General features: G+C 56.9%; 11 protein-coding genes. 5 read left to right on the top strand and 6 right to left on the bottom strand.

The annotated features are described in order from the left end of the window. The 3 genes from BM152_RS16285 to cysQ form a co-directional block, all read right to left on the bottom strand. The coding region (locus BM152_RS16285) for a sugar phosphate nucleotidyltransferase (RefSeq protein ID WP_244524893.1) at positions 1 to 319 on the bottom strand (319 nt) is incomplete at its 3' end. 185 nt (positions 320 to 504) lie between these two features. Beyond that, a complete protein-coding gene (locus tag BM152_RS16280; protein ID WP_066608445.1) occupies positions 505 to 1305 on the bottom strand; it encodes a 3-deoxy-manno-octulosonate cytidylyltransferase in 801 nt (266 codons plus the stop codon). Beyond that, positions 1305 to 2102, bottom strand: a complete 798-nt coding sequence (gene cysQ, locus BM152_RS16275; RefSeq protein WP_066608447.1) for a 3'(2'),5'-bisphosphate nucleotidase CysQ — start codon at positions 2100 to 2102, stop codon at positions 1305 to 1307. The genes BM152_RS16280 and cysQ overlap by 1 nt, the downstream gene beginning before the upstream one ends. Before the next feature lie 135 nt (positions 2103 to 2237). Here cysQ and BM152_RS16270 point away from each other — a divergent pair, with 135 nt between their 5' ends. Continuing rightward, entirely contained in the window at positions 2238 to 3056 is an 819-nt protein-coding gene (locus BM152_RS16270) for an ABC transporter permease (RefSeq protein ID WP_066608449.1), read from the top strand. A gap of 46 nt (positions 3057 to 3102) precedes the next feature. On the opposite strand, the gene BM152_RS16265 is transcribed toward BM152_RS16270, so the two are convergent. Next, complete coding sequence (locus BM152_RS16265) at positions 3103 to 3714, bottom strand: alpha-ketoglutarate-dependent dioxygenase AlkB family protein (protein ID WP_170845886.1); 612 nt, start codon at positions 3712 to 3714, stop codon at positions 3103 to 3105. Between the two features lie 211 nt (positions 3715 to 3925). Between BM152_RS16265 and dnaK the strand changes: the two genes are divergently transcribed. The 3 genes from dnaK to radC all read left to right on the top strand — a co-directional run bounded on the left by dnaK (position 3926) and on the right by radC (position 7930). Next, positions 3926 to 5848, top strand: coding sequence for a molecular chaperone DnaK (gene dnaK, locus BM152_RS16260; protein ID WP_066608451.1), 1923 nt, complete (start codon positions 3926 to 3928; stop codon positions 5846 to 5848). Between the two features lie 72 nt (positions 5849 to 5920). Further along, entirely contained in the window at positions 5921 to 7081 is a 1161-nt protein-coding gene (gene dnaJ, locus BM152_RS16255; protein WP_066608453.1) for a molecular chaperone DnaJ, read from the top strand. Positions 7082 to 7162: 81 nt separating this feature from the next. After that, positions 7163 to 7930, top strand: a complete 768-nt coding sequence (radC, locus tag BM152_RS16250) for a RadC family protein (protein ID WP_066608455.1) — start codon at positions 7163 to 7165, stop codon at positions 7928 to 7930. A 15-nt stretch (positions 7931 to 7945) separates the two neighbouring features. On the opposite strand, the gene BM152_RS16245 is transcribed toward radC, so the two are convergent. Continuing rightward, entirely contained in the window at positions 7946 to 9514 is a 1569-nt protein-coding gene (locus tag BM152_RS16245) for a phosphate ABC transporter substrate-binding/OmpA family protein (protein ID WP_066608458.1), read from the bottom strand. Positions 9515 to 9640: 126 nt separating this feature from the next. After that, a complete protein-coding gene (gene secA / locus BM152_RS16240) occupies positions 9641 to 12343 on the bottom strand; it encodes a preprotein translocase subunit SecA (RefSeq protein ID WP_066608461.1) in 2703 nt (900 codons plus the stop codon). A 180-nt stretch (positions 12344 to 12523) separates the two neighbouring features. Here secA and BM152_RS16235 point away from each other — a divergent pair, with 180 nt between their 5' ends. Continuing rightward, a complete protein-coding gene (locus BM152_RS16235) occupies positions 12524 to 13366 on the top strand; it encodes a peptidylprolyl isomerase (protein WP_066608464.1) in 843 nt (280 codons plus the stop codon). The last annotated feature ends 19 nt before the right edge of the window (positions 13367 to 13385 follow it).

Here is a 13385-nt window from a genome sequence, read left to right as displayed (position 1 = left end):
TATGCTGGCGAATATAAGCGATGGCACCGCTGTCCATATTCGTGCCTTTCAGCACCTCAAGCAGCTTGCCTTTGCCCTTTTTGCGCAGCTCTTGCTCAAGAACCGGAGAGTGGTCGAAATAGTCCTCAAGCGCGCCCTTGCCGCGCGAAGTTACAAAGATGAATTCCTTGATGCCCGCAGCCCGTGCCTCGTCAATGGCATACTGGATCAGCGGACGGTCGACCAAGGTCATGATTTCTTTCGGAATGGATTTGGTTGCGGGAAGAAACCGCGTTCCAAGACCAGCCACAGGAAAAATCGCTTTGGTCACTTTTTTCATCTCTACTCCTTCGGCTCGCACTCATGAGCCATTTATTTGCATACGCTGATGCCGACCTTATGGAGAATATGCCCTAAGGTCAGCTTCTGCCCTGTCTAATCACACAGGAAAGGCACAGTTTTACAACTTCGCCACGCCTTTCCTGACATTCGCACAAAAAACAATCAAAGTTGAAGAATGTTTCTTCAGTTTACGCGCATTTCCGCCAACATGGTTTCTATGCGCGGCACATCTTCGGGGTTGTTCAATTCCCAGAACTGACGCCCGCGTGCTTCAACCTCAACACAGAGAACGGGGCGCTCCTGCTCCAGAAAACGCAACTGCTCCAACCCTTCCAGACCTTCGAGCGGGCCCATCTCCCATTTGGGATAGGCACCAAGAGCAGAGGGGCGGTAGGCATAGACACCGACATGGTGGAACACCGGCGTCTGCGCGTCATCCTCATATGTTTCCGACGTGTAGGGAATCACCTCTTTGGAGAAATAAAGCGCCTTGTGATCCGAGCCAAACACCGCCGTTGTCCCGCCGACACGTCCTGCCTTGCGGTCTTCGAGAAAGCCGTTCAGCGCACGCCCATCGCAACGCAGAACCGGTGTTGCCACCTCGGCCGTCGGATGTGCACGAAGTCCCGCAACGAGGTCCTCGACAAACCACGCAGGCGTCAGCGGCGCGTCGCCTTGCAGGTTGACGATAATGTCATATCCGCCACCAAGGTTTTCCAATGCCTCGGCGCAACGTTCGGTCCCGTTTGCACAGGATTCCGAAGTCATAACCACCTCTGCCCCGAAAGCCTCCGCCGCCAAGCGGATACGGTCATCATCAGTCGCAACCACAACACGGTCCACCCCTTCAACGGCAACAGCAGCTTCCCAACTGCGCCGGATCAGGGACTTTTTCTCACCGGAGGCACCGGTCAATTCCACAAGCGGCTTACCCGGATAGCGGGTCGACGCAAACCGTGCGGGGATAACAATCAGAACAGACATCAGGCTTCTTTCAGCTCCACACCCGGCGCATAGGCGATAAAGAACGGATTGGCGTAATCCTCTTTGCCATAGGTCAGCGGTGTATGGTCGTCAAACCGCACAACATCGCCACCGGCGCCCAGCAAAACAGCATGACCTGCCGCCGTATCCCACTCCATCGTGCGCCCTACGCGCGGATAAAGATCGGCCTCGCCGGTCGCAACCAGACAGAATTTGAGCGACGAGCCCGCCGACTTGCTGTCTTTCGCTTTGTATTTCGCCAGATAATCCTCGGTCGCCTGATCGCGGTGGGATTTCGACGCCACAATCATCAACGCCTCATTATCCGGCGTGGACACAGAGATTTTCTTCATCTCGCCCGGCTTTTCAAGATCGAAAGGCCCGAACTCTTCGTAAGACTGGCCCTCGGCATCGGTGATGAACAGACGATCCTTCGCCGGCGCATAGACCACGCCGCGCAGCGGCACGCCCTTTTCGACATAGGCGATGTTCACAGTGAAATCACCGCGACGCTTCACGAATTCCTTGGTGCCATCCAACGGATCCACAATCAGAAACGTGTCGGATTTCAGATCATGCGACTCCGCCTGTTCTTCTGTAATCAGGACGACATCCGGAAAAGCCGCACGCAAACCTGCGGAAATCAACGCATCTGCCGCCTCATCCGCTTCGGTCACCGGGCTTTCATCGGATTTGGTCTTCACCTCGAAATCCTCTGAATTATATATTTCCAGGATTTTCTCTCCGGCTTCGATTGCGAGACGTCGCATCACCGGAACGAGTTGGTCAAAATCCATTACAAAAGCTCCTAAATCGCCATACCCTTGCGTTTCCATTGAAAGAAAACCTCACTAACCTTATGCTATGGCGCACGGGGAACAACAAGAAAACCCTCGACACCGGGCAATATTCTCAGGACAGGACCACTTGGCATGTTCCACTACACCAGAAGTCAAAGCGGCTTTTCCGCGGCCCTCACGGTTCTGAGACTGATTTTCGTCAACACGGTGCGCCATGTGCGCAAGACGCATGGCAACCCGCTCATCGGCTTGATCATCAGCATAACCCAGACGCTGATTCTCGTGGCGGTTTTCGTTTTCATGTATTCGATTCTCGGCGTACGTGGTGCCGCCATTCGCGGTGACTTCATCCTCTATATCATGTCCGGCATTTTCCTGTTCTTAACGCACAACAAAGCTGTCGCTGCTGTGTCCGGCTCTGAAAGCGCCACATCCCCCATGATGCAGCATGCGCCGATGAACACCGCCATCGCCATCACCTCTGCAGCCTTGAGTTCGCTCTATATCCAAGTCCTCTCCGTCACCGTGATCCTGTTCGGCTATTCTCTGGGCTGGGGCACGGTGCATTTCCAGAATATGGCGGGAGCTTTCGCGATGCTGCTCTTGGCCTGGGCCTCCGGCGCTGCGATTGGCATGTTGTTTCTGGCTGCCAAACCGTGGGCACCGGGATTGGTCGGCATCCTGCAACAACTCTACACCCGCGCCAACATGTTCACCTCCGGCAAAATGTTCGTCGCAAACCAGACGCCCGCCTATATGCTGGCGATGTTTTCATGGAACCCTTTGTTTCACACGATTGATCAGGCCCGCGGCTTTACCTTTGTCAATTACAACCCGCACAACAGCTCGATAATGTATCCGGTCGTCTTCACGCTGGTATGCCTGACTATCGGCCTTCTGGCAGAGTTTTTCACCCGCCGGCGCGTGTCGCTCAGCTGGGGCGCGCGCTAAAACCTTTCACTCGTTCTTCACGAAACGCTTTCACCGCAGGTTCGCCTTATGTCACCACCCGCAAGGTGAGGTTGATCCGCCCCCCTTTCGGCAACAAGGTGCTGCTCTGCGGCTTCACACGATCAATACCGTGATACAAAAGCCGTGACGCGCCGCCCATCACCACAACATCTCCGGAGGTCAGCCAGAGGCTCTCCGTCTTGCCGCCCCGCGTTTCATTGCCAACCCGAAACAAGGCCTCGTCGCCCAAAGAAATCGACACCACCGGTTGCGTGAAATCCTGTTCGTCACGATCCTGATGCAATCCCATCTTCGCCCCTGCGTCATAGAAATTGATCAAACAGGCCTCAGGCGCCCGCGTGGCCCCCGACACTGTGGACCAGACTTTCAACGCCATGTCGGGAATGGCTGTCCAGCCCTGCCCTGACGGGTGCGCCTTGCTGTAGCGATAGCCTGTCGCATCGGAAATCCAGCCAAACCGACCAGCGGACGTCATACGCACGGACATCGGCTTTCCCGACGGCGTCACCGGATGGAACAAAGGCACCTCGCGCACCACATCGCGCAAATCATCGACCAATCGCCCCTGTTCTTCCGGTGTCAGCAATCCCTTGAACACCTGCATACCCCGCAACTTCAGCGGCGAAATTTCCTGCATTTTTACCATCCCTGACGCTTTCTTGCGGAAATGACTCTATTTTTCCATGCTTAGACCCCCTCGCACAACTTGCAGGGGCCAGAACCCGTCCTTATATACGCCGAGAAGCCTTGATCGGGTTGTTATTCAGTTCGGTCAATTACATTGGGATCGACGGCGGACGCCGCAATGGGTCCATCGTCACAACATCGCCTAAGAGAGGATTTTGAGCATGGCCAAAGTCATCGGTATCGACCTCGGGACCACCAACTCCTGTGTTGCCATCATGGATGGTTCGCAGCCGCGTGTGATCGAGAACTCCGAAGGGGCGCGTACCACGCCCTCCATCGTCGGTTTCACCGACAACGAACGCCTCGTGGGTCAGGCAGCCAAACGTCAGGCTGTGACCAACCCCGAGAACACGGTTTTCGCCGTGAAACGTCTGATCGGTCGTCGCATGGGCGACGCAGCCGTTGAAAAAGACAAGAAACTCGTGCCCTACGCCATCGTGGATGGTGGCAATGGTGATGCGTGGGTTGAGGTGCGTGGCGACAAATATTCGCCCTCGCAAATCTCCGCCTTCATTCTGGGCAAGATGAAAGAAACTGCCGAATCCTACCTCGGCGAAGAAGTAACCCAAGCGGTGATCACCGTTCCGGCCTACTTCAACGACGCCCAGCGTCAGGCCACCAAAGACGCCGGCAAGATCGCCGGTCTCGAAGTGCTGCGGATCATCAACGAGCCGACAGCTGCGGCTCTGGCCTACGGGCTCGACAAGGAAGACACCAAAACCATCGCGGTTTATGACCTCGGCGGCGGGACTTTCGACGTGACCATCCTCGAACTGGGTGACGGCGTGTTTGAAGTGCAGGCCACCAATGGTGACACCTTCTTGGGTGGTGAAGACTTCGACATGCGCATCGTGCATTACCTTGCCGACGAGTTCAAAAAAGAACACGGCGTCGATCTCACCCAAGACAAAATGGCATTGCAGCGCCTTAAAGAGGCCGCTGAAAAAGCGAAAATCGAACTGTCGTCCTCGACGCAAACCGAAATCAACCAGCCGTTCATCTCGATGGACCCGTCCTCCGGCACGCCTTTGCACCTCGTGGTCAAACTGACCCGTGCAAAACTCGAAAGCCTTGTGTCGGATCTCATCAAACGCTCCATGGACCCGTGTAAAGCGGCTCTGAAAGACGCTGGTCTTTCCACCTCCGACATCGACGAAGTCGTGCTCGTCGGCGGTATGACCCGTATGCCGAAAGTCATTGCCGAAGTGACCAAATTCTTCGGTAAGGAACCGCATAAGGGTGTGAACCCCGATGAGGTTGTCGCTATGGGTGCTGCCATTCAGGCCGGCGTTCTGCAAGGTGACGTCAAAGACGTTCTGCTTCTTGACGTGACCCCGCTGTCGCTGGGGATCGAAACTCTGGGCGGTGTGTTCACCCGCCTGATCGACCGCAACACCACGATCCCGACCAAGAAGTCGCAGATTTTCTCCACCGCAGAGGACAACCAGTCCGCTGTGACGCTCCGCGTCTTCCAAGGGGAACGCGAAATGGCCGCCGACAACAAGATGCTCGGCCAGTTCAACCTCGAAGGTATCCCGCCCGCACCGCGCGGCATGCCGCAAATCGAAGTAACCTTTGACATCAACGCCGACGGTATCGTTGAAGTGGGCGCCAAAGACAAAGGCACCGGCAAAGAGCAGAAAATCACGATCCAGGCCTCCGGCGGTCTCTCCGACGACGACATCGAAAAGATGGTCAAGGACGCCGAAGAAAACGCCGAAGCCGACAAGAAACGCAAAGATCTTGTCGAAGCGAAGAACCAGGCCGAAAGCCTCATCCACTCGACCGAGAAATCAATGGAAGAGCATGGCGACAAAGTCGATCCGACCACGATCGAAGCCATCGAACTGGCCATCGCTGCGCTCAAGGATCAACTGGAAACCGAAGATCCGGACAAAATCCGTTCGGGCATCCAGAACGTGACCGACGCGGCCATGAAACTCGGCGAGGCCATCTACAAGGCCGAGCAGGAGAAATCCGGCAACGCCGATCCGGACGTGGATGCTGCCGATGGCCCGTCTTCGGTCGATGACGATATTGTCGATGCCGATTTCGAAGACCTCGACAACGACAAGCGTTCGTAAATGTAATCGCGGACACGATCGACCGGTCCGGATCTCCGGGCCGGTCGTCGCGTTCCAGAAGGAGTAAAATCCATGGCAAAACGCGATTATTACGAGGTGCTTGGCGTCAGCAAAGGTGCCGACGCGTCGGAGCTCAAGAAAGCCTATCGCAAGAAAGCGATGGAATTTCACCCCGACCGCAACAAGGACAACCCCGATGCGGAAGCCCAGTTCAAAGAAGTGAACGAGGCTTACGACACGCTCAAAGACCCCGACAAGAAAGCCGCCTATGACCGCTTTGGTCATGCCGCTTTCGAACAGGGTGGCATGGGTGGTCGTCCGGGTGGCGGCTATGGTGGCGCGGGCCACGGCGATTTCGGCTCGGCCTTCTCGGATGTGTTCGACGACCTTTTCGGCGACTTCATGGGCGGCCAGCGTGGTGGCGGCGGACGGTCTCGTGCCCAACGCGGCTCGGACCTGCGTTACGACATGCGTGTCCCCCTTGAGGAAGCCTACACAGGCGCGCAGAAGACCATCAATGTGCCCACATCCGTGTCCTGCACAAGCTGTAGCGGCACAGGTGCGGCCAACGGTGCCGAACCGCAAACCTGCCCCTCTTGCTCCGGCATGGGCAAGGTGCGCGCGCAACAGGGCTTCTTCACGGTCGAACGGACCTGTCCGGCCTGTGGCGGGCTCGGGCAGATCATCAAAGACCCCTGCCCGGATTGTCACGGTGCGGGCCGTGTTGAGAAAGAGCGTGCGCTCTCGGTCAACATCCCCGCAGGTGTCGAAACAGGCACGCGCATCCGCCTCGCTGGCGAAGGCGAAGCCGGTCTACGCGGCGGTCCGACGGGAGATTTGTATATCTTCATCGAAGTCCGTCCTCACGCCATTTTCGAACGCGACGGGGTGCATCTGCACTGCTCCGTTCCGGTCTCGATGGTGACGGCAGCACTCGGCGGCGACATCGAAGTTCCGACCATCGACGGTGGACGCTCACGGGTGAAAATCCCCGCCGGCAGCCAATCCGGTCGCCAGATGCGTCTGCGCTCCAAGGGTATGCCCGCACTGCGCGGCGGTGGACATGGCGACATGTTCATCGAACTGGCGGTGGAAACACCGGTGAACCTGACCGCAAAGCAAAAAGAGCTTTTGCGCGAGTTCGATAACCTTGGCGAAGACAAAAACAATCCGGAAAGCTCCTCTTTCTTCAAGAAAGTCAAAAGCTTCTGGGATGGGATGACACATTCCTGACAGATAGATCAAAGGGCGCTCCGGCGCCCTTTTTTATGCCTGTTAACTGCTTTTTTATCGAATCGGTCAATGGATTAGTCCATGACCACGATCACACACCCTTCCGCATTTCGGGAAATGCCCGACTGGCTCTTCGATCTTGAAGAGGCCTGCCCCGTCGCGCTTCCCTCACGTCCGCCCAGTTACCTGCGCAACCATCGCAAGCAGCTTCAGGAACGATTCTTTGAAGGCGGCGCACAGGCGATGCCGGATTATGAGTTGCTCGAACTCATTCTCTATCGCGCTCTACCCCGTGCCGATGTCCAACCCATTGCTGCGGCCCTGATCGACGCATTCGGGGACTACAATCGCGTTATCTCCGCCCCTCTTCCGCGGCTGTTAGAGGTCGATGGAATGACCACTGCCGCCGCACAAGACCTCAAAATTGTCGAGGCCGCAGCACATCGCCTCGCCCGTGCCCGCGTGATGCAGCGGCCCGTCATTTCCAGTTGGGATGCGGTTCTGAACTACTGCCACACGACCATGTCGCATCTCGAAACCGAACAGTTTCGCGTCCTCTACCTTGACCGGAAAAACATTCTCATCGCGGATGAGGAACAAGCGCGCGGCACCGTCGATCATGTGCCGGTCTATCCCCGCGAGGTCGTCAAACGTGCGTTGGAATTCAACGCCTCTGCCCTGATCCTAGTCCACAATCACCCGTCAGGAGACCCGACTCCATCGGACGCGGACATTATGATGACCAACCAGATCAGGAATGCTGCGGAGGCTCTGGACATCCAGCTTCACGATCATCTCATCATCGGGAAATCGACTGAATTAAGTTTTCGAGGCTCCGGCTATCTCTAAAGCCGTTCGCACATCTCAACGACGCGGTTTGAGCCAAACCTCGACACGACGATTGAGTGAGCGTCCCCATGCAATATCATCACAGGCCAGAGGCATCGCCTCCCCGAAGCCCTCTGCACGCAAACTCACGCGATCCGCTTCAAAGGCTTCCCCCATCGCCTGTTGAACTGCCTTCATCACGGTCTGTGCCCGCCGTTTGGAGAGGGTCTTATTGATCGCGGCCTCGCCTTGCCCATCCGAGAACCCCGCGAATGTCAGGGCATGACCATCATAGACGCCCGCTTCCAGAAGTTCGGCCAAAAGATGCACATTCGAGCGCGACTGCGCATCCAGTTTTGTCGATCCATCCTCGAACCGAAACCCCAACGTCAGCCGCTTGGCCCCTTGCAGCGCCGAGGTCACACCTTGCAAATCCTCAAGTGAGATCTCACCGCCCGCATGGGCAATCGCATTGGCAAACCGGCGTCCCTGATCGCGGAATGACAATTCATCCACGCCCTGATCGACAAAGTCCGTCCGCGCAACCACGATCTGTGCCGCAGGTGAGACTGCATAGGCAAGAAATTCCCGCGCGAGTTTCGGCAGCCGCCGCGCTGGCGTGTAGAGAAAAACCGGTCGGGTTAACGGGTAGTCCTCGCTCTTTACATCCGCGCCCATAGCCCGCGCCTCGAACCCGCAGGCCCCGCTCAGCCCCACGGGTTTGACCGCGCCGCCCTCGGACATCCGCCCGAGACCAATCGCATAGGGGTCCTGCTCGATCGCCGCGACAAGTGCCTCGTAATGATCATGAAGCGTCACGCGGTCCTCATCAAGCTGAGCACGACCCAGAATCATGCGGCGAAACTCGCTACCTTCCTCAAGATCGTCTCGCATCAGATGGGCTGCCACCGGCGCGTCCGCTCCGCCGACCGCTTCCCAGTTCTCCACATGTCCCGTATAGATGTCCGCCAACTCCGAAAGCGAAAGCGACTCCACCAGATTCGAGCGCGAGACAACCGGCACCAACCCGTCAAGCGCGACAACACGTGCCCGACGCGGGTCCGACAAATCGCCGACACTTGCCTGACGCGCCAATTCAAGCTCTTTCGGCGCGACCTTGCGCATGGATAGGACGAGGTCGGTGTTCTCCGAAACCAGATCGGCAAAGCCCTCTGACGCGGAGGTGTCCGACAAAAGAAACTCGCCAACCGTGAGATCATTCTCCGCATCCGTGAGCACCATGGAGCGCTGGTTTTCGCTCAACGGGCTGGTCGCGACTGTATAGCCGTTTCTGAGCGCAAAGGCAGAGATCAACGCGGGCATGAGCGTGCGTGTTCCCTTCGCGTCACCTGAGATACGGATTTGGGCGTAATACCCGTCCAGATTGGGGCACCCCGGTCCTTCGCATCGCACGCCGGAGCTGTCCACCGTCAGAACCCCGAGATCCGTTTCCACACGGTAAAACTCGCCATCAAAACTCAGGAAATTTCCGCTGATCGCAATAGACCCGTCCCGCGACAACAGATTGACATCTTGGGCCGTCGCAGCAACCGGAGCAAAAAACAACAGAAGGGTTACGGCGAAAGCCGCCACAGATTTCAGCATGGCGCAGCGCCCTTGTGGAATGTGAAACGTTGCTGGAGTGTCGGCTTTGGCGCGCGGATTTTCAACCGCACAGAGCAAAGAAAACGACCCGCGCCGAATATCGGGCACGGGTCGAAAATGTCTGACTTATACGGCGCCGTGGCAATGTTTGAATTTTTTGCCCGACCCGCAGGGACAGAGGTCATTGCGCCCCGGATTGCCCCAAGTTGACGGGTCGTTTTCATCAAAGCCCGGAACCGCGTTGGGATGCCCGTCTTCGGGTTCACCGACAGGATGCGCTTGCGCCCCCGCCGTTGCCGCCGCCTGCTGCTCCACAAGCTGTTGCAGCATGGCTTGGCGCTCTTCTTCGGTCATCGGGCGCACGCGTGACAGTTTCTGCGTCACCTCGCTGCGCAGGCTGTCGAGCATGGTTTCAAAAAGCTGGAAGCTCTCGTTCTTATACTCGTTGAGCGGATCACGTTGCGCATAGCCACGGAAGCCCACCACAGAGCGCAGATGTTCGAGCGTCAAAAGGTGCTCGCGCCATTTGGCGTCGATCGTGTTGAGCAGGAACTGCTTCTCGATCTGACGCATCTGTTCAGCGCCAAACGCCTCTTCCTTTTCCGCCATCATGCGATCAGAAGCTTCGGAAACCCGTTCGATGATCACCTCGTCATCCACGCCCTCTTCGTCGGCCCAATCCTTGATCGGCAGGTCCATGTTCAGTGCTTCGATAAGAGAGGTGTGAAGCCGTTCGACATCCCACTGATCCGGATAGGATTTCGGCGGGATCGCCTCGCCCACAAGGTCTTCGATCACCTCGTGGCGCATGTCCTCGACGATCTCGTTGACGTTCTCGGATTCCATGATGTCGCGGCGTTGGGAGAATACCACTTTACGCTGGTCGTTCATCACATCGTCAAATTTCAAAAGCTGTTTGCGTATGTCGAAGTTGCGCCCCTCGACCTTCGCCTGTGCTTTCTCAAGCGACTTGTTGACCCAAGGGTGAACGATAGCCTCGCCCTCTTTCATGCCAAGCGACGACAGCATTTTGTCCAGCCGTTCGGAACCGAAAATCCGCATGAGATCATCATCAAGCGACAGGAAGAACAAAGAGCGGCCCGGGTCCCCCTGACGACCGGAACGGCCGCGCAGCTGGTTGTCGATGCGACGGCTTTCGTGGCGCTCGGTGGCAAGCACATAGAGACCACCAGCCTCAAGCACACGCTTTTCTTCTTCCGCATGTTCAGCCTCGATCCGCGCACGAATCTCGTCCGGGTTGGCCTCCGGATTGGCCGCGATGGCTTCCATGACTTTCATCTCGACATTGCCGCCGAGTTTGATGTCCGTGCCGCGACCGGCCATGTTCGTCGCGATGGTCACCGCACCGAATTTACCGGCATCGGCAACAATTTCGGCCTCCCGCTCGTGCTGTTTGGCGTTCAGCACATTGTGGGGGATGCCCTCTTTCGTCAGGAAATTCGACAGTTCCTCGGATTTGTCGATAGAGGTCGTGCCTACCAGAACAGGCTGACCTTTGGCATTGGCTTCGCGGATGGATTCCACCACAGCGGCCAGCTTTTCAACCTCGCTGCGATAGACACGGTCATGTTCGTCAATCCGCTGGATCGGGCGGTTGGTCGGCACTTCGACCACGCCGAGTTTGTAAATCTCCATGAATTCCTCGGCCTCGGTGGCCGCGGTGCCGGTCATGCCGGAGAGTTTGTCATAGAGGCGGAAATAGTTCTGGAAGGTCACAGAGGCCAAGGTGATGTTCTCTGGCTTGATCTCGACGCCTTCTTTGGCCTCAATCGCCTGGTGCAGCCCGTCGGACAGACGGCGACCGGACATCATGCGACCGGTAAACTCGTCGATCAGCGCCACTTCACCGTTGCGCACGATGTAATGCACGCCGTTCTGGAACAGCTTGTGCGCGCGCAGACCCTGATTGACGTGATGCACGATGGTGGTGCTTTCCGGATCATAGAGCGTCTGGCCCTCCGGCAGGAAACCGGCTTCATGCAGAATCTGTTCGAGGAACTCGTTGCCCTCTTCGGTAAATGTCACCTGACGCGTTTTCTCGTCGAGCTCATAATGCTCTTCCGTGAGGCGAGGGATCAGCTTGTCGATGGTCTGATAAAGCTCGGAGCGGTCATCAGAAGGACCGGAAATAATCAGCGGTGTGCGGGCCTCGTCGATGAGAATCGAATCGACCTCATCTACAATCGCGTAATTGTGCCCGCGCTGAACCATGTCTTTCAACTCGGACTTCATATTGTCGCGCAGGTAATCGAAGCCCAGCTCGTTATTCGTCGCATAGGTCACGTCACAGGCATAGGCCGCGCGTTTTTCGTCTTCGGGCTGCTGGCTGTAAATCGACGAACAGGTCATGCCGAGCGCCTCAAAGACTTTCGCCATCCATTCCGCATCACGCTTGGCCAGATATTCGTTCACGGTCACAACGTGAACACCCTTGCCCGACAGCGCATTGAGATAGGAGGGGAAGGTCGCCACAAGGGTCTTGCCCTCACCTGTTTTCATCTCGGCAATATTGCCCTGATGCAGGAAAATGCCGCCCATAAGCTGTGTATCAAATGCCCGAAGTCCAAGCGCACGGCGGGCCGCTTCGCGACAGTTGGCAAAGGCCTCCGGCAACAGCGCGTCGAGGCTTTCGCCATCTGCGATACGTTTTCTGAACTCTTCGGTCTTGGCAATCAGGCCGGCATCGTCGAGCTTTTGAAACTCCGGCTCCAGCGCGTTGATCTTTGCCACAAGAGGTCGGGTCGACTTGATCTTACGATCGTTAGGTGTCCCGAAAACCTTTTTCGCGAGTTTACCGATGCCCAGCATATTTTCTCCGCTCGATGCGTCCTGACAGGATCGTGTGAGAGGAGGGATTGCCCCGCTGCCTCTCTCCCCATAGAAACGGGCATGAAGGCTCCTCTTCAGTGACCTAAGGCGATGTAAGGGGCCATACCATAAGTGTCAACGTCGCGCCTCGGAATGGTGCCGACAGGAAGGATTTTCTCCATGAAATACCGTTTTTCCGCAACTGCTATGCTGGTTTCCCTCGCATTTGCGACCACATCCCCCGTATTCGCAGAGGATATGTCCTCTGAAACCGTTGTTGCGACGGTGAACGGCACGGAAATCACCCTCGGCCACCTGATCGCAGCGCGCCAATCCCTGCCCGCGCAGTATCAAAGCCTGCCTGACGAGCAGCTTTATGACGGGATTGTGAACCAGATTGTGCAGCAGGAACTGCTCAAACAGGCCGCCGGTGATGTCACCAAGGCGCTGGAACTCCAGCTCGACAACGAAAAACGCGTGCTCATCGCGGGTCATCAACTCGAAACCATCGCAACGGAAGCAGTGACGGACGACAGCCTGAAAGCCGCCTATGACGCCAAATATGCGGAATTCGAGCCTGGCCGCGAATATCATGCCGCGCATATTCTCGTCGAAACCGAAGAGGAAGCAAACGAGATCATCAAAGAACTCGACGAAGGTGCCGACTTCGCAGAGCTTGCACGCGAAAAATCCACAGGTCCGTCCGGCCCGAATGGTGGTGATCTCGGCTGGTTCGGCGTCGGCATGATGGTCGCGCCTTTTGAAGAAGCCGTTGTCGGGATGGAAGAAGGCACCGTGTCCGCCCCCGTGCAGACGCAATTCGGCTGGCATGTGATCAAGCTGATGGAAACCCGCCTGTCTTCTGCGCCGGAACTTGAAGAAGTGCGTGATGAACTGACCGCTGAAATTCAGGACGCAGCAATCACCGAAGCTCTTGAAGCCCTCAAGACCGATGGTAACGTCGAATTGGTCGAAGATATTGATCCTGCCGCTCTGCGGATGGACGACCTTCTCGCCGATTAATCACAGCCAATGTAAGGAC

The sequence above is a fragment of the Celeribacter halophilus genome (assembly GCF_900114135.1).
Taxonomy (GTDB): Bacteria; Pseudomonadota; Alphaproteobacteria; order Rhodobacterales; family Rhodobacteraceae; genus Celeribacter; species Celeribacter halophilus.
Note: the sequence above shows the minus strand (reverse complement) of the source record. Positions and strands in the feature narration are given on the sequence as shown.